This is a genomic window from Neobacillus drentensis, from assembly GCF_036962125.1.
Taxonomy (GTDB): Bacteria; Bacillota; Bacilli; order Bacillales; family Cytobacillaceae; genus Neobacillus; species Neobacillus drentensis_B.
Genome location: NZ_JBALOA010000004.1, coordinates 173,135 through 196,241, shown reverse-complemented (window position 1 = coordinate 196,241; position 23,107 = coordinate 173,135). Strand labels below are relative to the sequence as shown.

Annotated in this window: 18 protein-coding genes and 1 pseudogene; 12 read left to right on the top strand and 7 right to left on the bottom strand. The window is 40.0% G+C overall.

Features of this window, described 5'->3' with window-relative positions; all coding sequences use genetic code 11:
* Positions 1-4 precede the first annotated feature (4 nt).
* The 7 genes from walK (at position 5) to rlmH (ending at position 7,138) form a co-directional block, all read left to right on the top strand.
* The gene (gene walK, locus V7121_RS04405) at positions 5-1,834 is read left to right on the top strand and encodes a cell wall metabolism sensor histidine kinase WalK (RefSeq protein WP_335497308.1); all 1,830 of its coding nucleotides are present in this window, start codon (positions 5-7) and stop codon (positions 1,832-1,834) included.
* Complete coding sequence (locus tag V7121_RS04400; RefSeq protein WP_335497309.1) at positions 1,831-3,153, top strand: YycH family regulatory protein; 1,323 nt, start codon at positions 1,831-1,833, stop codon at positions 3,151-3,153. Before walK ends, V7121_RS04400 begins: the two co-directional genes overlap by 4 nt.
* Positions 3,140-3,937 (top strand): two-component system regulatory protein YycI, encoded by a 798-nt coding sequence (locus V7121_RS04395; RefSeq protein WP_335497310.1) that lies wholly within the window; start codon positions 3,140-3,142, stop codon positions 3,935-3,937. Before V7121_RS04400 ends, V7121_RS04395 begins: the two co-directional genes overlap by 14 nt.
* 6 nt (positions 3,938-3,943) lie before the next feature.
* Positions 3,944-4,738: an MBL fold metallo-hydrolase gene (locus V7121_RS04390; protein WP_335497311.1), complete on the top strand. Its 795-nt coding sequence runs from the start codon at positions 3,944-3,946 to the stop codon at positions 4,736-4,738.
* Between the two features lie 271 nt (positions 4,739-5,009).
* Positions 5,010-6,251 carry a S1C family serine protease gene (locus tag V7121_RS04385; protein WP_335497312.1) on the top strand — a complete coding sequence of 414 codons (1,242 nt, stop codon included), beginning with the start codon at positions 5,010-5,012 and terminating at the stop codon, positions 6,249-6,251.
* Between the two features lie 147 nt (positions 6,252-6,398).
* Positions 6,399-6,557 carry a CxxH/CxxC protein gene (locus tag V7121_RS04380; protein WP_335497313.1) on the top strand — a complete coding sequence of 53 codons (159 nt, stop codon included), beginning with the start codon at positions 6,399-6,401 and terminating at the stop codon, positions 6,555-6,557.
* Positions 6,558-6,658: 101 nt separating this feature from the next.
* Complete coding sequence (gene rlmH, locus V7121_RS04375; protein WP_335497314.1) at positions 6,659-7,138, top strand: 23S rRNA (pseudouridine(1915)-N(3))-methyltransferase RlmH; 480 nt, start codon at positions 6,659-6,661, stop codon at positions 7,136-7,138.
* A 543-nt stretch (positions 7,139-7,681) separates the two neighbouring features.
* On the opposite strand, the gene V7121_RS04370 is transcribed toward rlmH, so the two are convergent.
* Positions 7,682-8,869, bottom strand: a complete 1,188-nt coding sequence (locus tag V7121_RS04370; RefSeq protein ID WP_335497315.1) for an amidohydrolase — start codon at positions 8,867-8,869, stop codon at positions 7,682-7,684.
* 173 nt (positions 8,870-9,042) lie between these two features.
* Here V7121_RS04370 and hprK point away from each other — a divergent pair, with 173 nt between their 5' ends.
* A complete protein-coding gene (gene hprK / locus V7121_RS04365) occupies positions 9,043-9,978 on the top strand; it encodes an HPr(Ser) kinase/phosphatase (protein WP_335497316.1) in 936 nt (311 codons plus the stop codon).
* Between the two features lie 91 nt (positions 9,979-10,069).
* Here hprK and V7121_RS04360 read toward each other — a convergent pair whose 3' ends face one another.
* Complete coding sequence (locus tag V7121_RS04360; RefSeq protein WP_335497317.1) at positions 10,070-11,374, bottom strand: purine-cytosine permease family protein; 1,305 nt, start codon at positions 11,372-11,374, stop codon at positions 10,070-10,072.
* Complete coding sequence (locus V7121_RS04355; RefSeq protein WP_335545852.1) at positions 11,361-12,266, bottom strand: DUF2877 domain-containing protein; 906 nt, start codon at positions 12,264-12,266, stop codon at positions 11,361-11,363. Before V7121_RS04355 ends, V7121_RS04360 begins: the two co-directional genes overlap by 14 nt.
* A 263-nt stretch (positions 12,267-12,529) precedes the next feature.
* Here V7121_RS04355 and V7121_RS04350 point away from each other — a divergent pair, with 263 nt between their 5' ends.
* From V7121_RS04350 to arcC, 4 genes are all read left to right on the top strand, one after another.
* Positions 12,530-13,471, top strand: a complete 942-nt coding sequence (locus V7121_RS04350; protein WP_335497319.1) for an acetamidase/formamidase family protein — start codon at positions 12,530-12,532, stop codon at positions 13,469-13,471.
* Positions 13,472-13,657: 186 nt separating this feature from the next.
* Entirely contained in the window at positions 13,658-15,202 is a 1,545-nt protein-coding gene (gene fdrA, locus V7121_RS04345) for an acyl-CoA synthetase FdrA (protein ID WP_335497320.1), read from the top strand.
* A 2-nt stretch (positions 15,203-15,204) separates the two neighbouring features.
* Complete coding sequence (locus V7121_RS04340) at positions 15,205-16,650, top strand: DUF1116 domain-containing protein (RefSeq protein WP_335545850.1); 1,446 nt, start codon at positions 15,205-15,207, stop codon at positions 16,648-16,650.
* Positions 16,651-16,709: 59 nt separating this feature from the next.
* Positions 16,710-17,690 carry a carbamate kinase gene (gene arcC, locus V7121_RS04335; RefSeq protein WP_335497322.1) on the top strand — a complete coding sequence of 327 codons (981 nt, stop codon included), beginning with the start codon at positions 16,710-16,712 and terminating at the stop codon, positions 17,688-17,690.
* A gap of 42 nt (positions 17,691-17,732) precedes the next feature.
* Here the strand turns inward: arcC and V7121_RS04330 are convergent, their stop codons facing one another.
* The 4 genes and pseudogenes from V7121_RS04330 to V7121_RS04315 form a co-directional block, all read right to left on the bottom strand.
* Positions 17,733-19,439, bottom strand: a complete 1,707-nt coding sequence (locus V7121_RS04330; protein ID WP_335545848.1) for a PucR family transcriptional regulator — start codon at positions 19,437-19,439, stop codon at positions 17,733-17,735.
* A 1-nt stretch (position 19,440) separates the two neighbouring features.
* Positions 19,441-20,337, bottom strand: coding sequence for an alpha/beta hydrolase (locus V7121_RS04325; RefSeq protein ID WP_335497324.1), 897 nt, complete (start codon positions 20,335-20,337; stop codon positions 19,441-19,443).
* Between the two features lie 228 nt (positions 20,338-20,565).
* A pseudogene (locus V7121_RS24885) lies at positions 20,566-20,853 on the bottom strand (3D domain-containing protein); the annotation flags it as partial.
* Between the two features lie 587 nt (positions 20,854-21,440).
* Complete coding sequence (locus tag V7121_RS04315; protein WP_335545845.1) at positions 21,441-23,042, bottom strand: amidohydrolase; 1,602 nt, start codon at positions 23,040-23,042, stop codon at positions 21,441-21,443.
* Positions 23,043-23,107: the final 65 nt, after the last annotated feature.

Here is a 23,107-nt window from a genome sequence, read left to right as displayed (position 1 = left end):
CAGAATGAAAAAGGTTGGTTTCTTTCGCTCTATACACGTAAAATTCGTTATCATCTATGTCCTTCTTATATTAGTGGCTATGCAAATTATCGGTGTTTATTTTGTCAAACAGCTGGAAGAAACACTACGGACCAACTTCCAAACGTCAATAAAACAGCGGGTTGATTTACTTGCCTTTAATATTGTTGAGGAAATGGAGAAAAAGAGAACGCCTGAAGATCCAACGCTTGAGGATGAAATAAAGAAATTTCTTAAAGATTTCGATGCAACAGGTGATATCTCTGAAGTTCGGGTGATTGACAGCAGTTCTTTGAAAATAATAGCTACTTCCTCTTCAAATCAGGGAGTGGTTGGACAACGGACAACCGAGCTGCGTATAAAACAATCAATGGTCCTTGAAGAGGACCAAAGTGCCATCCTCATCGATGATCCACAAAAGGGCCATCGAATCTGGGTACTCTCAAAACCGATTATGTCTGGTAAAAAGGTAATTGGTGCCATCTATTTAGTGGCCAATATTGAGAGTGTATTTGAACAAATGAAAACCATTAATAGGATATTTGCTACAGGTACGGCCATCGCCTTATCGATTACAGCGGTTTTGGGCATTTTGTTAGCTCAAACCATTACGAGGCCGATTGCCGATATGAAGAAGCAAGCCATAGCAATGACCAAGGGGAATTTTTCAAGAAAAGTAAAAGTGTACGGCAATGACGAACTTGGGACACTGGCTGTTACCTTTAATAATTTAACGAAAAAGCTTCAAGATTCACAGGCCATGACTGAAGGGGAACGTAGAAAACTTTCCTCTGTTTTGTCTTATATGACTGACGGCGTGATTGCTACTGACAGGAAAGGCCGCGTTATATTAATAAATGACCCAGCAGCGGAAATGCTGGATGTTTCACGTGAAACAGTGCTGAGTCAGCCAATTGTTGAGTTACTCGATTTGGATGATACGAATTCCTTTGAGGATTTATTGGAGGAAAAGGATTCGATTATTCTTGATTATAGTACCAATAAAGAGCGCTATTTTCTCCGTGCGAACTTTTCTGTTATTCAAAAAGAGACAGGATTTGTTAATGGCCTAATTGCCGTTCTCCATGATATAACCGATCAGGAGAAAATTGATGCAGAACGACGAGAGTTTGTGGCTAATGTTTCACATGAACTACGTACACCGCTAACGACGATGAGAAGCTATCTAGAGGCGCTTGCTGATGGAGCATGGCGGGATGAGGAAATTGCCCCAAACTTTTTAGAAGTAACGCGGACAGAAACAGAAAGAATGATCCGCCTTGTAAATGATCTGCTTCAGCTGTCAAAAATGGATAGTACCGATTATAAACTGACGATTGAGTGGGTGAATTTCGTCGATTTCTTCCACCGCATTATTGACCGTTTGGAAATGTCTAAGAATCAGAATGTTACGTTCAAACGAAAACTTCCTAAGTATGCCATCTTTGTTGAGATAGATGAAGATAAGATGACACAGGTTTTATACAATATTATTTCCAATGCCTTAAAATACTCTCCAGAAGGCGGCCAGGTCACTTTTTCGCTTAAAGAAAAGGATGATAAAATTATTGTTAGTATTTCAGACCAAGGTGTGGGGATTCCAAAAGAGAATATTGGAAAAATATTCGACCGTTTTTATCGTGTCGACAAAGCACGAACCAGAAAATTAGGCGGTACAGGACTTGGCCTGGCAATCGCAAAAGAAATGGTTAATGCTCATGGCGGGGCAATCTGGGCAACAAGTGAGGAAGGAAAGGGAACGAAAATCTCCTTTTCACTCCCCTATGAACGTTCTGAAGAGGATGAATGGTCATGAGATACGAAAATATAAAATCAGGTATTTTAACCTTTTTAGTCTTGGTTAGTATCCTTTTAACTTGGAATCTTTGGACCTACCAACCCAATTATGAAACGATGGATAAGGGGAATACAGTTGCGGAGGTTACCTTAAGTGAAAAACAAGAGGTCCAAAAAATTATTCGCCCTGACCAAGTGTTCTTTCATGATAAAGGCCAGCATTTTGGGACCAACCATGCATCTGAGCTTGAAAAGGTCAGCGCTGAAATAAACAACTGGGTTTTCTTTGATGTCAAAAGATATACAGATGAAGTGAAAGATTTAAAGAAGTTAATGCATGGCAGCGGCAATACTGAACTTGTCTTTCCAAGCGAAGTTCCGATTGAGTTATATCGCAGTGTATTAAACATTGAAGGTAAAAAAATTCCTTCATTCAATTTCAATCGAATCATTATTAATATGGGGAAATCAGCGAAGGAAAATGGAATTGTCTATTTTGTCTCGACTGAAAACCAGCAAGTCTATATTAGTCACATTTCATCTGCTAATCTAAATAATTTTAACCGTAATTTTTATAAAAAAGCAGCGCAGTATCCACGTTATTTCGCCTATGAAGCTTCGAATAAGCGGACGATTTTCTTACCACATACAGAAACAGACATGACGTCCTATAAATATTTGCCTTTGACTCTTGATTCGGAGGAATTCAAAGAAGCGCTTTTCGCAAATCCTAGTTTTGTTGAAAAAAGCTTTGTCCCATCCGGGGAAGAGTTTACGAATGCTTCTAGTAAAATGACGGTAAATTTTGAAAGTAATATTCTCCGCTATGTCAATCCAACAGTGGAGGAAAATTTTATTAATAGTTCATATGATTTAGTTAAACGAAGCATCGATTTTGTGAATGAACACGGCGGGTGGACAGATCCATATCGCTATGTGGAAAAAAATGAACTGAATCATTCGGTCACTTTTCGTTTATACAGCATGGACGGCCACCCGGTCTTTAATGGAAACGGACTTGCAGAAATAAGTGAGGTTTGGGGCAGAGATGAAATCAGAAATTACACAAGGCCCAATATTTCCTTGGAGCTCCCGTTAACCACGGAAATGAAAAAGGTGACTCTGTCATCAGGACATGCTGCATTGAATTTTTTACAAAACAAAAAGAACTTTAAATCTAGTCTGCTTGAGGATATTGTATTAGGGTATCGCATGGAAAGGGATAACGATGAGAATAGGCTGATTGTTTTAGAACCTGCCTGGTTCTATCGCTATGATCATTCATGGAGACAGATAACCATGGAAGATCTGGGAGGTATGCAGCATGGACTGGAGTAAGATTAAAACCATTTTTATTTTAACGTTCTTAATTTTGGATGTTTATCTCTTATTTCAATTCATGAAAATTCGCGATGCAAATAAATATGAAATCATTACGCCCGCCTCGTTTGAGGAAAAACTGAAGGCAGATGAAATTGAGTATGTCGACCTGCCTAAAGATCCTATAAAGGCACAGTATCTAAGTGCGAAGCCGAAGACCTTTACCAAAAGTGAGCTGGCAAAGCTGAAGGGTCAGACAGCCGTCCTTAGAAGAACAGGGACAAGCCTTTTTGCTACATTAGAAAAGCCAATACAAATCACAGCTAAGTTTGAGCCTGCAGAACTGTCCGCGTTTTTAAAGGATCATATTCTTTCTGGTGAGGACTATCAGTTTGGCGAGAAAAGTGAAAAAGATAAAACCATCACGTATTACCAACTCTCAGAAAATTATCCGTTGTTTAAAAATATTAATGGAATGATAACTTTTAAGGTCGATGGGGATAATCAAATTGTTTCCTATGAACAGACCTATTTGGAGTGGATGGATAATAAGGGAGCGAAGGAAGAGATCCTAGCACCGTTAAAGGCCATTGAAACCTTACATCAGAAGGGGATGTTGAAGCCAAAGAGCAAAATAACCAAGATAGAACTTGGCTATGCGACGCTCATTCAACTAGCGGCATCACAAGTATTAGCACCAACCTGGCGCTTTGAAGTGGATGGTAAGGAGAGCTTGTTCGTGAATGCCTTTGAAGGGCAGATTATACAATTTAACAGCGATGACAAAAGTAAAGTGGAGTGAAATCGTATGTCTTTAAGTTATAGCATTCTAGCAAGCGGGAGTACAGGAAACGCTCTTTATGTGGAGTCAGATGAACATTCGTTTCTTGTTGATGCGGGGTTTAGCGGCAAACAAATGGAAACTCTGTTTGGGCAAATTGATCGTGATATTAGTAAGCTTTCCGGAATATTTGTGACCCATGAACACAGTGACCATATTAAAGGGATTGGCGTTTTAGCCCGTAAATACCATTTGCCCGTGTATGCGAATGAAAAAACGTGGCGGGCGATGGAGCACAACGTTGGCGCGATTCCAACAGAACAAAAATTTGTTTTTAATATGGAAACTGTGAAGAGCTTTGGTTCGGTTGACATTGAATCATTTGGGGTATCTCATGATGCAGCAGAGCCCATGTTCTACGTATTTCACCATTCAGGAAAAAAGCTCGTCCTCATAACGGATACAGGTTATGTGAGTGATCGGATGAAAGGGACCATCTCAAATGCAGATGTTTATATTTTTGAATCGAACCATGATGTGCAAATGCTGCGAATGGGCCGGTACCCGTGGAACATTAAACGAAGGATATTAAGTGATGTGGGCCATGTGTCCAATGAGGACGCCGCATTGGCGATGAGTGAAGTGATCGGTGACCAGACAAAACGAATTTATCTTGCTCACTTAAGCATGGATAATAACATGAAGGATTTAGCCAAAATGGCAGTGTCCCAGACCCTTGAAGAGCGCGGTCTGATTGTCGGAGAACAGTTCGGCCTTTATGATACTGACCCGAAAACACCAACAGCTTTAACAGCTGTGTAAAATAATTGTAAAAGAATGAAGAGCCCTTTAAATTGGGAACTTCATTCTTTTTTTATTGCACTCTGTTGTTTGGAGCGGAAAGCGAAGTGCCTGGAGTGGAAATCAACAGACACGTTCAATATAGCCTTTTATTAAAAATCTATGAACAAAGTCGTAAGTTTTTATGAATACAAGGTTATTATTTAGTAAATTTTAGTGGGACGAGTATAATTGTAATTATAAGCCAAAATAAACGATAGCAATCTCTTCGGAAAGTGAGGAATGGTGCAAAGTGGGTTATTATGATGATCATTCACAAAACCGCTTCAGGGAACAGAAAGGAAATCGAGGTGGGGTTTTCCTGGCCAGCATTGTTGGGGCAATCCTTGGAGCCATTTTAGTTATTGTTGCTATTCCAGCCTTATCAAATCGAGGGTTCCTCCCCTATCAAATTGAGACAAATCAAAACAATGCAGTAGAATCGACTACCAATAATAATCAGAATCAAGAGGTTATCCAAAAACAGGTTGCCTATGATGTGAATACAAATACAACGAAAGCAGTTGAAAAGGCTGCTGATGCGGTTGTTGGAATTAATAATATCCAGTCCACAAGCTTTTGGTCTGATGAACAAGCAAGTTCAGACGAGGAAGCGGCCGGAACAGGTTCTGGAGTTGTCTACAAGAAAGCAGGAGGCAAGGCGTATGTTGTTACGAACCACCATGTGGTCGAGGGCGCAACGAAGCTAGAGGTAAGCTTTAGCGATGGCTCAAAGATTCCAGCGAAGCTGCTCGGCAGTGATGTATGGACGGATTTAGCAGTGCTTGAGGTTGATGCGGCAAAGATTAGCAAGGTTGCTGAATTTGGGGATTCTGATAGCTTAAAAATGGGCGAGCCCGTCATCGCAATTGGAAATCCGCTTGGTGCAACCTTCTCCGGTTCGGTCACACAAGGAATTATCTCGGGATTAAAGCGGACCATTCCTGTTGATATTAATCAGGATGGTTTAATTGACTGGAATGCAGAGGTTCTGCAAACAGATGCGGCTATCAACCCTGGAAACAGTGGCGGTGCCTTGATTAACATTACAGGTCAGTTGATTGGGATTAACTCCATGAAAATTGCCGAAAATGCCGTTGAGGGAATTGGTTTATCGATTCCAATTAACTCTGCCCGTCCAATCATCGATGACCTTGAAAAGTTTGGAACAGTTAAACGTCCCTATATGGGCGTTGATTTAAAATCAGTTTCTGAAATTCCTGCCTACTACCAAGAAGAAGCGTTGAAATTACCTCGAAATATTAATTATGGGGTAGCTTTACGACAAGTCGTTCCTAACTCTCCTGCAGCACAAGCAGGCTTACAAGAGTTGGATGTAATCGTTGAGATGGATGGAGAAAAAATTAATGACGTCATCGATCTTAGGAAGCATTTGTATCAGAAAAAGAAAATCGGTGAGCAATTGGAGATTAAATTTTACCGTGACGGTAAGCAAAAACAAACAACCTTAACATTAAGCGGCGAAACTCAATAATTCTCTAGAAAACAGGAAGGTGAGCAAATCACCTTCCTGTTTTTTTCTGTGGTATTATGGATAAGGTGCTGTGTAAACTCGTATGGCAGAATGTTATAAAGTAAACAATAATAGTAACTAATAAGGATAGAAAGGTTGACGAATAAAATGATTTATAGCTGTGAGGAACATGTGGATATTGCTTTAGATGAGATTGTCGATAAATTTGAAACTTTTCCGGTTTTATCAAAAATAGATGGGGATAACTTATCAACACACTGTGAATATTGTCAAAATCAAGCGACATATGTTGTGGCGAACAAGTGATTCCATACAAGATGTGGATAAAAAGTGTGAATATGTGGATAACTTCTGTGGATATCTTGTTTGTAAACTGTTTGTAATCAATTTGAAAAGGGCTGGGGATTGTGAATATCTCAATAATTACGGTTGGCAAATTAAAAGAGAAATATTTAAAGCAGGGTATTGAGGAATATTTAAAGAGACTATCAGCCTATGCAAAGGTCGAGGTTATTGAGGTGGCGGATGAAAAAGCACCTGAAGAATTAAGTGAGTTAGAAATGGTCCAAGTGAAGCAAAAAGAAGGAGAACGAATTTTAGCAAAGATTAGCCAGGATACATATGTAATTGCTTTAGCAATTCAAGGAAAGTTAGCTTCTTCTGAAGAACTGGCTGATTCATTAGATAAACTCGCAACCTATGGAAAAAGTAAAATCGCCTTTGTGATAGGCGGATCGTTAGGTTTGAGTAGTGAGGTAATAAAAAGATCAAATGAGCAGCTATCCTTTTCGCGCATGACCTTTCCCCACCAGTTGATGAGGCTGATTCTGGTGGAGCAGATTTACCGGGCATTTCGGATTAATCGTGGTGAACCTTATCATAAGTAAAGGCTATTAAGATATCGTTTCAACTTCAAAAAGGCAGAGCTAAAAGAGCGAAGATGTGATCGAAGCTGAGCCAACTTTGGATAGAGTATAGCTTAAAAAGCAAGATTATGTCCGAAGTTGTGTAAACTTCGGACAATGAAGAGCATAAATAGCAAGTTTGTGTCCGAAGTCGTGTGAACTTCGGACAAGGAAGAGCGCAAAAAGCAAGATTATGTCCGAAGTCGTGTGAACTTCGGACAAGGAAGAGCCGAAAAAGCAAAATCGTGTCTGAAGTTGTGTCGACTTCAGACACGGAAGATCCAAAAAAGCAAGATGGTGTCCGAAATCGAGAAAATTTGAACAGGGTATAACAAAGAAAGTTTTAATGGTGTCGGAAGTTATACTAATCTTCTATTAGCTAAATATAAGATATAAGTGCCTGTACTCCCCGTATTTAGTCGAGTTCATCGACATAATTCGGGGAGTACAGGTACTCTTTTTGGTATCCTAAGATGGTTTTTGTGAATGGATGAGGATAGGAGTCTCCCATCCTCTCTCCAACCGCTAATCCAGATTGTAATATCCACAAACGACTATACCAACTGCTTTTGCTGCTACTAAAAGAGCATCTTCATCAATATCAAATTTAGGATGATGGTTAAAGTATGGTTTTTCAACCCCTTTTGGTGTACAGCATATGTAGAAGAAGCATGCGGGGAACTTTTGTGCATAATGTGCAAAGTCCTCTGATGGGGCCATTGGTGCGAACTCTTGAACCTCGGCAATGTCTTTGTCATTTGCCCTTTTCAAGTAAGAAGCAACCATTTCCGTCACTTCAGGGTCATTGAAAAGTGGCGGATAGTCCGGTGTATAGATTAACTCACAAGTCACATTGAATTCCTCTTCAATTCCCCTAGCAATACGGCGAATCTCACGTTCAATTGTTTTGCGTGTTTCTTCTGTCATTGCGCGAACATCGCCTTCAATTTCAATGCTATCCTTTATGACATTAAATGTTCCCTTTCCATCAAATGAACCTATTGTTACCACGCCCATATCAAATGGGTTTAAACGGCGACTTACAACGGTTTGAATAGCTGTTACAAAGTGTGCACCTGCTACAATTGAGTCATTAGCCAAATGAGGAGAAGAACCGTGTCCTCCGACACCTTGAACTTTTAACTTAAAGTACGCACGGCCTGGGAATACATAACCACTGTTATATCCTATTAAACCAGATGGTCCAAGTGGTAATAAGTGAATCCCTACAATGGTATCTAAATCATCTAATAAACCGGACTTAATCATGCAAATTGCTCCACCTGGTGGAACTTCCTCCGCTGGTTGGTGAATAATTTTAATGGTCCCAGGAATCTCATCTTTTAATTGAATCAAACAATCTGCCAGCACTAACAGGTATGCTGTATGTCCATCATGGGCGCAGGCATGCATAACACCAGGATTTTTTGATTTGAACGGTACATCTGTTTCTTCTTCAATTGGGAGTGCGTCAAAATCTGCTCTCAATCCAATTGTTTTACCTGAGGTTCCACCATTAATGGTGACAATAATACCATTTCCTCCACCAACTTTTGTATCAACATGAACATCTTTGCCTTTATAAAAATCTTCAATGTATTGGCTGGTTTCATCTTCTTGGAAAGAAAGCTCGGGATGTTCATGCAAGTGACGGCGTATCTGAATGATCTCGTCCTTCCGTTCTTCAAGCATTTGCATTAAATTATCTTTCATTATCATTTCCCCTATTTTAATATATGTGGGATGATTCTTCCGTTGTTGTAATAATTGTTCCCCAAATCACCAGTTTTGTTGTGCGAATTCTTATTCCTTTCAAAATTCAATGACGATTCCAATAATCTTAAGTATAATTCAATGTAAAAGGGCTATTAGGACGTGAGTAGGAAATGAAGAAAATTACAGTAGAAGACTTGGCTCAAAAGTTTTCATTGAAGGTGTTAGCTGGTGAAGGCCAACTGCAAAAAACGATAACTCAATCACGAGTGCATCGTCCAGGCCTCGAATTTGTTGGTCATTTTGATTTTTTCCCGACAGAACGAGTTCAAATATTAGGAAAAAAGGAAATTACTTATTTACATAAATTAAGTAAAGAGGAACGAAAAATTCGAATCGGAAATATTGTCCATTATCATCCTCCCTGTTTTATTGTAACGGCAGGCGAGGAAGGACTTACTTATTTAATGCACCATTGTACTGAGCAGGGTATTCCTTTGTTGCTTACAAACAAGCCTGAAACAACTTCTGAGTTTATCACCAAATTGGATGCGTATTTAGTAAAGGAATTGGCACCTGAAACGACGATACATGGAGTTTGTATGAATGTGTCTGGCATTGGAATCTTGCTTCGTGGAAGCTCGGGAGTAGGGAAAAGCGAGACTGCGCACACATTAATTCGCCGAGGACATCGGCTTGTGTCGGATGATATCATTGTCCTAAAGAAGCTTAGTCCGCAAACCATTTTGGGGACCCATGATGGGAAAACCAAGGAATTTTTGGCTCTCCGTAGTATCGGGTTGTTAAATGTGGTTCGCTTATACGGGCGTAAAGCCTTTCAAGATGAAACACGAATTACCCTTGATATTCATTTAACAAAATGGGAAAAGGACGCCTTATATAATGATTTGGATCAAGAATTCCATTATACAGACTATATGGGTGTTAAAATTCCATCAATGGAGATCCAACTCCAGCCCGGACGTGATGTGGCAGGGTTAATTGAGGCAGCAGCAAATAATTGGTATTTAAAGCAGCAAGGATACAGCGCCGCAGAAGAATTCAGAAGCAGGATTGAAGCAGATATTATGAAGTCAGGCAGGCAATAACTTGAAACCGATTGATTAGAAAAGGCTGAACTGGAATTATAAAAGCCATTCCCTTTTATAGAAAGAGAACGGCTTATCTTAAAGTTTTTGATTATACAGCCTTTTTCATTCCAGGGTTAGAGTTGGAACCTTTGACAAGCATGCTGGCAATCCCATAGAAAACTGCAGCAGATACAAGGCCAACAACAGCCACTGAAAGATGTGGTGCGTAGTAGTTACAGTATAAAGCGATGGCGGAAGAAAGAATCCAAACCACGAATGCCATCGGTCTCCAGTTTACTAAATTAGCAGATTCATTCTTACGTAAAACTAGGCGGTCCATAATCATAATCGCTCCGATTGGTGGAATGATTACTCCAAGAAGAACAAGCCAGTTGAAAAAGTGATTATAGATTCCAGAAACGGCAACGATTAAACCAACGACACCAATGATAAGCGTGATTGGTCTCATTTTTTTACCAGTCATGTGTGACCAGCCAACAGCACCGTTATATAAGCAGTGTGTTCCTACAGAACCTAAATTGATAAAGACAAACAGGATAGACAAGATGGTAAGCAATGGACCATGCCCTGCTAATACAGACATGAAATCCCCGCCAGTCGAAGTAGGATTTGGGATTACTCCAGTTGCGACAACAATTCCCCCGACAAGCTCGGCAATAAAGTTTCCAATTGGAAAGGCGAAGATGGTTGATAGTGCTCCTTCACGGCCATTTTTAGCCCAGCGTGTAAAGTCTGCTGTCATAGTTCCTGAGTCAGCAAATCCGGCGAATACTAACGTAACAGCCGCCCCAAATGACATTGCATTTGAAACGTGTGGATGATAGCCTAGAATATCAGAATTACCATCTTTCATTGCCATAACAATCGCAATAACGGCAATGAGAATGTAAAATGGTGCTGCAATCCAGCCTAAGATCGATAATGCTTTAATTCCGACATAAGTTACTGCAACATAGAGAATACCACCGAGGACGGTCATTACTAGCAAACTAGCGCCAAATGATCCGTGCATCGTAGCACCGGTAAGTCCAACTTGCAGGGCAAACCAGCCGATTACGACAGTAGAAAGTAATCCGGAAATAATATAATAACCTGAACGACCGAATGTTTTTTGGGCAGTTAAAGAAAAGTTTAACCCCGTACGGCCGGCATCATAGCTTAATAGGCCTACCATCACGAAAAGGAGAAGATTACCTAGCAGCATAGCTAAGGCACCCGCTTTAAAGCCAAGTTGTGCAGTGATTAATCCCCCGATTACTGCACTGGTTAATACCATTGGAAAACCAAACCAAACAGCTGCAACGGATGATAATTTTTTACGGTATTCCTTTGGAACAGAAGTGTGTTCAAATTCCGGATCCAATAGCTTTTTATCAACATTAGTGGTTGACATGAATATTCCTCCTAGTGGAACTTATTTTTAGGATAGTCTCCAAGCCGCTGACAAGCCCAAGCGATATGTCTGTTCCAGATGAAGACCCAATTTGTAATACGTGTTGTAAAGCTTTAATTAATTCCTTTTCTTCACCGTACATGGCTAAACAGAGCAAGTGTACAATCGATTCCCTTACCTTTCCTACCGACGCCATTTTTAAGGTCATATAGCTAATTTCATTGGTTAAATGCTTTGCCTTTAAGATAACCCTTTCGCAAAACTCTTTTAGGGAGTAACATGGGCAATTAAGTAATTGAAATGTGGTCATTAATCCTGTTAAGTAGTCATCTCCAGATGGAGTTAACCCTGGTCCAAGTCCAATTAGACTTAAAGCATGATTTACCGCTTCAGACTCATTATTGTTTACAAGTGAGCAAAGAAGAGAATAGGACCTTTCTTCAAGCATTTTTGCCATTTCAACTTCAAAGGGATTTCTTGTTTGTGAATCCTTCTTCATCCCGCCACTTTTTCCGTTAAATTCAATGTACCCCTTCATGATGGCTAAATTGTAAATTAGTCGTTGTTCGTTTAGAGGATAGCATGGTAACGAGCATTCCCACCCTTTAACGTCTTCCAATCTAATGACCATTTTATTATCAATGGAAAGTGTACTTTTCTGGATAAACACTTGATCATTTAATTCAAGATGGTTGTTTGAGAAACAATTTATATCAATGATGAGTGAATTTGGTGCGTTATCCAATCTGTTACATGCCAAGGTGTATAACTCGCCCGACTCTCGGCACTTAATATTTACCGTTTTGCTAAAAATGGTATGAATAAAACCGTCAAACTTTAAATCTCTAATTGCTTGAAGAAACGCAACATCACCAGATAGAGCCTGTATCATTTAAATCACCTCTTTACCTGGATGTTAACAGTGCTGGTGGTGAAAGGTCCCCCCTTTTTATATCACCTAGGTTTCATAATAAATCGCTTTCATATGACCTTACATGCTTATTGTAAGAGGGATTGCTTTTGTCGTCATTGTATAAAAAAACTAAAAATAGAAGGTTTCCATTAGGCACTATGTACAAGGTGAATGGATTTAGTTGGTATATTATAATAGATAATAAGGAAACTCTATTTTAGTATTAGAACAGGAGTTAATACATGAATAAAAACCACACGGTTGTAGTGAAAAATGAAAATCTCCATGCCTCATTTAGTAAAAACTATCAACCTATCCTGTCGATTGAATCTGGTGATTCTGTACAATTTCAAACGCCGGATATTGATTGGGGATATACATCAAAAAACGGCCAAAGGGTTCACTATACATCGAGGGAAAGTGAATCAGAATGGGGACATCCGCTAATAGGACCAATTGCGATTAATGGTGCGGAACCTGGAATGACGTTAGAAATCAAAATAAATGAGATTAGGCCTGGTTGGTATGGCTGGAATGGTGCAGGCGGTAAAAATAATTGGCATAATCTTAAACTGGGGTTGGTCGAGTATGAGGAAAGATCAGTAAATTGGCTGTTAGACGTTGAAAATTGCAAAGGGAAATGCCAATTTCATAACCAATCATTTTCCGTTAATCTTCAACCATTCATGGGTGTAATGGCAACGGCACCAAGTGAGGATGGAGTGCACTCAACGATACCGCCAAGGTATTGTGGTGGTAATATCGATTGTAAGGAGCTAACAAAGGGCAGTATTCTCTACCTTCCAATAGCAGTGAAGGGCGGACTATTTTCTGTAGGTGATGGTCATGCTGCACAAGGGGATGGGGAAGTTTCAGGTACCGCCATTGAATGCCCGATGGACTTGGTGGACCTTACCTTCGTTGTCAGGGAAGACATAAATCTTCAATTGCCTAGAGCCAATACCCCAGTGGGCTGGATTACATTTGGCTTTCATGAAGATTTAAATGAAGCAGCCATCATCGCCCTGAATGAGATGCTGCAATTAATCCAAGAAATCTATCAGGTTGATAAACATGAGGCAACTGCCCTTGCAAGTGTAGCAGTAGATTTAAGAATTACCCAAATTGTTAATGAAGTAAAAGGGGTTCATGCGGTATTGCCACATGATTCAATTATTAAATAGTTACGGACAAAGCTGGACACTGAGTGTTCAGTTTTTTTGCATATATTGGAAATAGAAAGGATTGTATATAATGCCTAACTGATTAGAAGTTTTTTTGGATTGGTTATACAATGACGTTTTTATAGCCCCCTTCTACAATAATCTTGTAAACCTTTTTCAAGATATAAAAAATTGGAGGGTAAAAAAATGCCTATTAAAGTGGTATTTAAGAAAAACACATATATTGATTCGGTATCCTTAATGACATTATCGAATCGTGCAAGTGATATCGAAGGCGTAGAACAAGCAATGATTGCCATGGGTACGGATATGAATAAAGAGGTAATCAAAAACATTGGTTTGAATAGCCCAGAAATTGAAGGTGCGAACAGCGGCGACTTAATGATTGTTGTTAAAGCGTCTACTGAAGAGCTTTGTGAGAGCGCATTCATCCAAATTGAAGAGTTATTTACAAAAAAGGCAAAACCAAAAGAAGCGGGTGAAGTGAAATATCCAACGATTTCTTCTGCTGCGAAAAGCATTCCAGAAGCAAACTTAGCGGTAATTTCCGTAAGTGGAGCGTATGCAGCAAGAGAGGCCAGAAAAGCATTAGATAATGACCTTCACGTTATGTTATTCAGCGATAATATTAGTCTTGAAGATGAAATTCAACTGAAGAACCTTGCACATGAAAAGGGCCTATTATTAATGGGACCTGACTGTGGAACGGCTATCATCAGCGATGTTGCATTATGCTTTGCCAATGCAGTAAGAAAAGGAAACATCGGGATCGTTGGAGCGTCAGGAACAGGCAGTCAAGAGGTTACGGTCCTCATTCATAATTTAGGCGGCGGGATTACTCAATTAATCGGAACCGGCGGAAGGGATTTAAGTGAAGAAGTCGGCGGGATTATGATGCTAGATGGAATTAGAGCTCTTGAGAAAGACCCAGCTACAGAAGTCATTGTTTTAGTTTCTAAACCACCACATCCAACCGTTGAGAAGAAGGTTTTAGAAGAAATTAAAAATTGCACAAAGCCAGTTGTAGTTTGCTTTATGGGCGGTAAGAAGGATGCTGCCGTTGAAGCTGGCGGTCATTTTGCAAAAACAACGGAAGAGGCTGCATTTAAAGCGATTGAACTTGCAGGTATTCAAAACAGTCACTTTAACAAAAGTGAGTTAAACCTTAAATTAGTTAAAGAAGTTCGTGCAAAGCTGAACCCAGAACAAAAATATATTCGTGGTTTATTCAGCGGCGGTACGCTTTGTGATGAAGCGATGCATGCAGCAATGGAAAAATTTGATGATGTCTACAGCAATATTCAAAGGGATCCAAAATTCCGCTTAAAGGATTCAAAAATCAGCGAGGGACATACATTTATCGATTTCGGTGACGACCAATTTACCCAGGGTAAGCCACATCCGATGATCGATACGTCTACTCGTTTAGCAAGATTTCAACAAGAAGCGAAGGACCCGTCTGTCGGTGTAATCGTCATGGACTTTGTCTTAGGCTTTGGTGCGCACGAAGACCCTGCCGGAGCATTCTTACCGGCCATTATTGAAGCGAAGCAATTGGCTGAAGAAGAAGGAAGACATTTAGAAGTTGTCGGATACGTGCTTGGAACAGAATTAGATAGTCAAAATATTGAGGAACAAAAGGATAAATTAGTAGCTGCAGGTGTAACACTTGCGAGCAGCAATGCAAACGCAGGATTATTAGCAAGCGAATTTGTTGTGAAAGGAGCTTAATCATGAGCAAAATTAACGATCTTTTTACTAGTAAATTAAACGTCATTAATGTAGGAATTGACCTTTTTAAAGAAGATATGGAAAAGCAAAGTGCTACCGTAACACATTTAGAGTGGACACCACCAGGTGGGGGAAACCCTGAACTAATAGAGGCGCTTGATAAACTTGAGAATCCTGATGTTTTGGAAAGAATTGAAGCAGCTAATAAATTAGCCGTTGAGAGAATCATAAATTCTCACCCAGTTCTTGTTGGTTATGATCAAGCAATAAATGTTGTTCCAGGCATGACAAAAACAACGATTCTTCATGCAGGTCCCCCTATTACTTGGGATCGTATGAATGGACCAATGAGAGGTGCCGTAACAGGTGCCATTGTGTTTGAAGGCTTAGCCAGTACGGTTGAGGAAGCGGCTGAGCTAGCTGCATCTGGTCAAATTACCTTTTCACCATGTCATGAGCATAACTGTGTAGGATCAATGGCAGGCGTAACTTCCGCATCCATGTTTATGCATGTTGTTGAAAATAAAACGTATGGCAACATTGCTTATACAAACCTATCGGAACAGCTTGCTAAAATTTTACGGATGGGCGCAAATGATGAAACGGTTATCGCACGTCTTAACTGGATGCGTGATGTATTTGGTCCAATGTTAAGAGATGCAATGAAGCTTGCCGGAGAGATTGATTTACGCCTCTTGCTTGCCCAGGCTCTTCATATGGGCGATGAGTGCCACAACAGAAATGGTGCGGGAACATTATTACTTATGCAGGCCATCGCTCCTTATCTATTACAAACTGATTTCACAACAGAACAGAAGAAAGAAGTATTTGACTTCATTTCCAGCTCTGATTATTTCTCTGGACCAACCTGGATGGCTGTTTCTAAATGTGCTCTTGATGCCGCACACGGGATTGAAAATAGCACAATTGTTACAACCATGTGCCGGAATGGTACTGATTTTGGTATCCGCGTCAGCGGTATGCCTGGATTTACCTGGTTTACCGGTCCAGCGCAAAAGGTTATCGGGCCTTTATTTGCGGGATACAAGCCGGAAGATTCCGGTTTAGATATCGGTGACAGTGCGATTACTGAAACATATGGGATTGGTGGATTTGCGATGGCGTCTGCCCCTGCCATTGTTCCGTTAGTAGGCGGGACTGTTGATGAAGCGATTGGCTACTCAAAGAAAATGACTGAAATTACTACAGCAGAAAATTCAAATATCACGATTCCATTGTTAGACTTCCGTGGAATTGCTACAGGTATTGATATCCGTAAGGTTGTTCAGACAGGCATTCTTCCGGTTATTAATACAGCGATAGCTCATAAAGAAGCTGGAATCGGGATGATTGGTGCAGGTATTACGTATCCGCCGGCAGAGGCTTTTGAAAAAGCCTTGCTAGCAATAGCGGAAAGAATGACAAACAAAGAGCCCCAGTTGGCATAAACAAATAAACGAGCCGAGACCCCATTTTATTGGGGTCTTGTTATCAGGAGGAGAACAGCGTGGAAAAACTAGTAATTGTAGCAATCGGCGGCAACTCATTAGTTAGAGAAAACGGCCGCGATTCCGTTAAGGATCAGTATGAAGCAGTTTGTGAGACAGCTACACATATTGCCGATATGGTTGAAGAGGGCTTTTCCGTTGTTGTCACACATGGAAACGGACCACAGGTTGGCTTTGGTCTGAGAAGATCAGAAATTGCAACTGAAATTGCTGGGATGCCATCTATACCATTGGTCAATTGCGTAGCCGATACCCAAGGGGGAATTGGCTATCAAATCCAGCAGGCATTAACAAACGAGTTTGCTAAAAGAGGCCTCAATAAAAAAGTGGCTACAGTGATTACCCAGGTGGAAGTAAGTAAGGATGATCATAACTTCCTAAATCCAACGAAACCTGTTGGTTCATTCTTTACACTTGAGCAAGCGGAAGAAATGAAGACGGAACATCCGGACTGGATCTTTGTTGAGGACTCCGGCCGTGGCTACCGCCGTGTCGTTCCATCACCAAAACCAATTGATATTGTCGAGAAGGATGCGATTCAATCCCTGATTAACGCAGGTTTTGTGGTAATTGCTGTTGGCGGCGGCGGAGTTCCAGTCGTGAAAACAGATGATGATTCCTATACTGGTGTCGATGCGGTGATTGATAAGGATTTTGCAACGAGCCTTCTTGCTGAACAGCTTAATGCCGAGACCCTAATTATTACGACCGGTGTTTCTCGAGTTTGTATCAACTTTGGAAAACCAAATCAAAAGGCACTTGAAAAAATTACAGTCGAAGAAACAAAGCAATATGTTCTTGAAAATCATTTTGCGAAAGGCAGTATGTTACCAAAGATCGAGGCAAGCCTTAACTTTTTAGAAAGTAATGGGAAACGGGTCATTATTACGGACCCAGAAAGCCTTAAGGATGCCATTAATGAACAAGCTGGCACCCATATTTATGCCGCCTATACACCGTGCTTGCAGTCAGCTTTATAGATTGCAAATAAGCCCCATATTTGGTGAATATGGGGCTTATTTTTATTTGGTTTGCTGTAAATTTGGTAGTAACCGGTAGATTTTCAGTGCTAACTGAATTTGTAACAGCTCTTCCGCATTTTTTAGATCCGTGCTTAATATTTCTTTTATTTTTTCAATCCGATAGATCAGTGTATTACGATGGAGAAAGAGTGTTTTTGCCGTTTCGCTCAAATTATGATTACGTTGAAAGTAACTTTCTAACGTCGTTAAGTACGCAGTTCCGTGCAGCTTATCATGTTCGTATACCTTTCCAAGGCTCTTCATAAAGAAGTCTTCTAATTCATGACTTTTAATATTAGAACCGAGAAGGTGGTAGACCGAGTAATCTTCAAAGTGAGCAATTCCCGTGTTGTTATCGAATTGCTTCATCAGTCGGATCGCCTCATGAGCTTCCGAAAAGCTTTTATGGAGTGTGGTAATCGTTTTATATTGACTGCCTATTCCAATAAGGAAGGTTGTATCGCTAATCTCCTTCGAAAAGAGTGAATGGAGTTCATTGGCAAATATCTTTGCTTCTTCTTTTGCCTTTGAAGGAGTAAAGTCATTTTTACCGACAAGGATGATCACCCGATTATTCCGATAAAAGGATGTTATATCTCCATTAACTTTCCGGGATACCTCATAAATAAAGTTTACACATTTCCGTGCGATATTTTCCAATTTATATTTATGTGCAATCATATCATCATTTTTCGTTAGTATTTTAGAGTGAATATCAAGCACAATACAATAATACATATAATCAGATTTTAGTCCATGCAAGTCACATAGCGTTTGGATGTTATCATTAGATGTTATTTTTCCTGTTAGTAAATCGTCGAAGAAGTCCTGTCTAATTTTTAGTTTAATTTCCTCAATATCTCGTGCTTTAATCCTTTCGAGAGCCATCATTCTCGAGGCATCCATTAACACAATATAATCTAATTCTGTCAATTCACTTACCGTTTGCCAGACAACAATATATCCGTAAATATAATCAGAAACAGCAACTGGAAGGATGCGGCACTTTATTTCTGCCCCATTTGTTTGATAGTTTCGCTTGATGGCCTTCTTAAATTCGTTAATATTTAGAGGAATTGAGTCTGTAAATTCCTTCGAGAAAACAGTTCTGCCTTTTTCAAGGGAAAAATAATCAGTAAGCGGCAATTTATTATCTTCGAGATCAACATGATGCAGTAAATTCCAGTCTCTGTCTAGAAAGAGAATCGGATTATTGATGATTTTCGCTAGTTCTGAAGAAATTTCATCAATTCCACCGCCTTCTAGTGAGATTCTAAATAATTTATTGTGCATGTCTAATGATTTTCTATTTAATAAGTCATACGCACCAGCTGCTTTTTCATTAATAATCGAAATCACCTGTGATAATGTATATTCAAATGGCAGCTCTAAAAGTGGAAAATCATATTGATTAGCAAGATCAATCATATTTTGGGGGATTTCATCAAAGTATCGCTTCATCTTGATACACAATCCAGAACAATTAATTTCAGCAAGCTCCTTGATAATCCGATTCTGGAGGTCTACATTATCCTTAAAAATATAGCCTGTCGATAAAAGCAGTTCATTAGATGTAAGCCAGTCAAAAGTATCGGGATTTTCCATAATGTTGACAATCGATACTTTTTTATTGATCCCTTTTTCACCCGCTACAATCTTGATACCTTCAATAGATTTTATTTGGAGCAAATCCTTAACAGTCAACATGTTATTCACCTTCAGCTAAATGTTTCTTCAGAAATTCGACAACCTGTTTCAGAGCATTTTGGACAACAGGATTTTGAAGGTCTTTATCAAAGACATGCTCTCCGTTTGGTATAGTAATTAATTTTGCCGTGACGCCTTGTTTTACTAGAGCAGCGCGCATAAACACGGATTGCTCGTAAGGAACATCGACATCCTTTGTCCCATGTAGGAGTAATGTAGGTGGGTAATCCTTTGTAATATTTTGAACTGGGCAAAATTTATCTAACTGTTCCTTATGTATGAGTGGATTTATTCCTGTGATTTCCTGGATCCACTCACCTGACTGCCGCGCATATAAGTAAAGTAAGAAACGTTCCTCCACTGAACCTTCTGTAATAATCTGATTTGATGCGAGTCTCTTGGCTGTTTCTTTTGGGACAATTGCCTTTTGACTGTAAAATTTACTTGATGCTGTTGCCCATTTTCCGGTAATATCGCCGTAACCATAAAAGGAAACAATCGCACGTGGCTTATTATGATGGAACATCCCTGTACATAGAGCAAGAAACGCGCCTGCTGAGCTTCCAACCACAGCAATTTTTTGTGGATCAATGGAAAACTGTTTTGGCCCTTCCGTTTCAATCCATGTTAAGGCATCTTTAATATCCTCAATGATGTCTGGAAGTTTTGTTTCCGGAGCAAGCCGATAGTCGATAGAGAAAACTGAAAATCCATTTTCAGTATATATTTGTACCATATCCATTTGAATCTCTTCTCTAGTCCCCCAAAGAAGTCCGCCGCCATGAATATAAACAACCACAGGTGCATTAGCCTGCTTGGTATGATAAAAGTCAGCCTTTAACGTAAAATTCTCTTTCTCTTTATAAATAACTACACTCTTCAATCGAATCATTCCCATTCAATATAGATATCCTATAAAGGTTATTGTACCCTTTTTCCTTTATTGAGTCAGGTATTGTACTATCAAAATGCAACTCAATTGAAAGCTACCTTCACAAAAAATTTGAATTTATAAAACATAGAAAGAACACAAAATAAAAAACACTGCATCCCCTTTTTCACATAAAGGATTTGCAGTGTTTAATTCGCCAAGAGATACTTAAGATGGGCTCGAGTCATCCGCATCTTAGTTCAAAATTGTTACTGTTAATTTTTTTACCCCGAAATCCATTGCATCCTGTTCTGATGGAATAAAGACATCAATTCGATTTCCTTTGATGGCGCCGCCAGTATCTGCGGCAACCGCTTCGCCAAATCCTTCTACATAAACCTTACTGCCAAGCGGTATGACGGAAGGGTCAACAGCGATGACCTTTTTATTTGGATTGTCTTTGATATTTACACCTGTTTTTGTTATACCTGAACAGCCTTCACAAGAGGCTGTATAGGCTGTAGCTTTTACGGTAATTTCCTTTACGCTTGTACTGCTGGTTAATTTCATTATAGGTGCGCTTTTCTTTTTTGCCAGTGCATGAGCAATTACAGGTTTTGCCGACACTGGGAATGGTTCAGAAGTGACAGGCACGGCTGGATTTACCGGTAGATCTGTCTCTAGCGTCGTTGCATCTTTTTGGTTTGTATCTTCTGTTAAATTATATTGATCCCAAAGGTTTTCTGGGTTTTTTTCAGTAATGGTTGCAGCTTGTACATTCGCACTCACAGTTCCTGAGAGCACAGCAACTGCTATGAAAGTTATAAGTTTGTTTAGCATTCTTTTACCCTCCCTGTTCATTGGATGCTAATTTTACCTAATCGTAACATGGATTTTTCTGAAACAAAGGACAGGGAGATGTTAAATCCTTTACATCTATGGCAATTATATTGCAATAGTATTTCTAAAATTATTGAATAATCAGAAAACGTGGTGTTTCCAAAATAAATCTTAACCAAAAGTCAGATGTATCAACTCTGTATTCATCCTGATAAATGTTACAATAATGTTACAAACTTACGTGCGGCTATTGAAATAAATCCATTAATTTCCCCTAATCCCAGCGTTATTTACCTATGTTTTTCAAAAACTAACTCTCCACCCATATAAGTTTTGGAAACAGAAACAGTATCAATCTTGTCCAAATCCATATCAAATATATCTTTCTCAAGCACAATAAAGTCGGCATGATGATTGACCGCAAGTTTTCCAACTTCAGGGATCCTAGTGATTTCCTGTGCTGCTTTAGTGTATAGAAGAATGGCGGTTGCTACATCGATTCGTTGTTCCTGGCCCGTATCAGCCCCATTATACGCCTGACGTGTAACAGCAGACTTGATGCCAACAAAAGGATTGACAGGATCTGCCCAAGCGGTCGCAGGTGCATCAGAGGATAACGCGACTTTCACACCTGCATCAAGCATGGATTTTATCGGGTAGGTTTGCTTAGTGCGCTCCTCGCCAAGGTTATTATGATAGCTTTCAATTTCCGCAAACATAAAAATTGCTTGGGTGACAAAGGCAATTCCCTTTTCTGCAGCACGCTTAATCGCTTGGGTGGTTGGCATTGCTGCATGTTCAATTCGAAGTGACGGTCCATCGGAAAGCCAGTTCTTCTTTGTATCAAGGGTTTTTAGGATTAAATCAATGGCCTGTCCCCCCATTGCATGGACAACCAGTTGGATCTGATTTTGTTCGGCTGCTTCTGCCGCAGCGGTCAATTCTTCTTTAGAAGTCGTTTGAATTCCGTAATTTTCCGCTTCCCCGAGAAATGGGGTATATACCCAGGCTGTTTTACCAGAGACACTCCCGTCTGAGAATAGTTTTATTCCACCGATGTGAATTTGATTTTTACAGTTAACTTGGTCTGGTTTTAGGTGCGGTTGTTCTTTTAAATCCTCCCACATATAGTAAAGAACCGTCCGTTGTTTTAACCCTTTTTTAACTGCGGTTTGATACAGGTTCAAGTAATCTGTTGGCCCTGTTCGACTCGAAAGATCAGTAATGGCTGTAATGCCATGAGATAGGAGGAACGATCCTAATTCGGCAAGTGAAGCCGCATTCTCTTCAAGCGATTTTACGGGCATTATGCGGGTGGCGAGTTCTTTTGCATTTTCACGGAGGATACCGGTTGGTTCACCAGTAGAATCCCGATCAATTTCCCCTCCTGGGGGGTCTGGTGTTTCTTTGGTAATCCCAGCTAGTTCTAATGCCTTGCTATTAACAACGGCGATGTGAGTACAAGTTCGTGAGATAAAAACTGGCAGGTCTGGAGCAGCTTGATCTAAGTCCCAGCGTGTTGGTGTTCTTTTTTCGAGTAATTTTCCCTCATCAAAGCCCCAGCCCTCAATCCATTGATCGTTCCTGCTCAATTGATAGACTGTCTGAATTTCTACAATTAAATCGGCAATTGAGTTGACAATGGGAGGCGTACAAGCAATTTGGGTCGAGGCATTGGCGAGCCACAAAGGGTGTAAGTGGGCATCGATAAAGCCTGGCAGCACACGCTGGCCCTTCAAATCTATACAATTCCCTTCGATTCTCTTCAAAGCTGGTTGTTCCCCAATCCACGAAATTCTGCCATCACGTACAATCATGGCACTTGCATGGGGTTGCTCTGGATTTGAAGTAAATATTTTACCATTGATAAAAGTCTGCACCGATTGCACCATTATCTTTTTTCTCCCCTTCAATCGATTAAATGAAAGCAAATCCCCACCCTTACGATAGTAAAAGA

Coding starts and splice junctions, on each gene's coding strand:
- V7121_RS04325 (WP_335497324.1), bottom strand. CDS start 20,337: ATGGGAATGATTCGATTGAAGAGTGTAGTTATTTATAAAGAGAAAGAG.
- V7121_RS04395 (WP_335497310.1), top strand. CDS start 3,140: ATGGACTGGAGTAAGATTAAAACCATTTTTATTTTAACGTTCTTAATT.
- V7121_RS04355 (WP_335545852.1), bottom strand. CDS start 12,266: ATGATACAGGCTCTATCTGGTGATGTTGCGTTTCTTCAAGCAATTAGA.
- V7121_RS04315 (WP_335545845.1), bottom strand. CDS start 23,042: ATGGTGCAATCGGTGCAGACTTTTATCAATGGTAAAATATTTACTTCA.
- fdrA (WP_335497320.1), top strand. CDS start 13,658: ATGCCTATTAAAGTGGTATTTAAGAAAAACACATATATTGATTCGGTA.
- V7121_RS04370 (WP_335497315.1), bottom strand. CDS start 8,869: ATGAAAGATAATTTAATGCAAATGCTTGAAGAACGGAAGGACGAGATC.
- walK (WP_335497308.1), top strand. CDS start 5: ATGAAAAAGGTTGGTTTCTTTCGCTCTATACACGTAAAATTCGTTATC.
- V7121_RS04360 (WP_335497317.1), bottom strand. CDS start 11,374: ATGTCAACCACTAATGTTGATAAAAAGCTATTGGATCCGGAATTTGAA.
- V7121_RS04400 (WP_335497309.1), top strand. CDS start 1,831: ATGAGATACGAAAATATAAAATCAGGTATTTTAACCTTTTTAGTCTTG.
- hprK (WP_335497316.1), top strand. CDS start 9,043: ATGAAGAAAATTACAGTAGAAGACTTGGCTCAAAAGTTTTCATTGAAG.
- V7121_RS04380 (WP_335497313.1), top strand. CDS start 6,399: ATGATTTATAGCTGTGAGGAACATGTGGATATTGCTTTAGATGAGATT.
- V7121_RS04330 (WP_335545848.1), bottom strand. CDS start 19,439: ATGTTGACTGTTAAGGATTTGCTCCAAATAAAATCTATTGAAGGTATC.
- V7121_RS04350 (WP_335497319.1), top strand. CDS start 12,530: ATGAATAAAAACCACACGGTTGTAGTGAAAAATGAAAATCTCCATGCC.
- V7121_RS04340 (WP_335545850.1), top strand. CDS start 15,205: ATGAGCAAAATTAACGATCTTTTTACTAGTAAATTAAACGTCATTAAT.
- V7121_RS04390 (WP_335497311.1), top strand. CDS start 3,944: ATGTCTTTAAGTTATAGCATTCTAGCAAGCGGGAGTACAGGAAACGCT.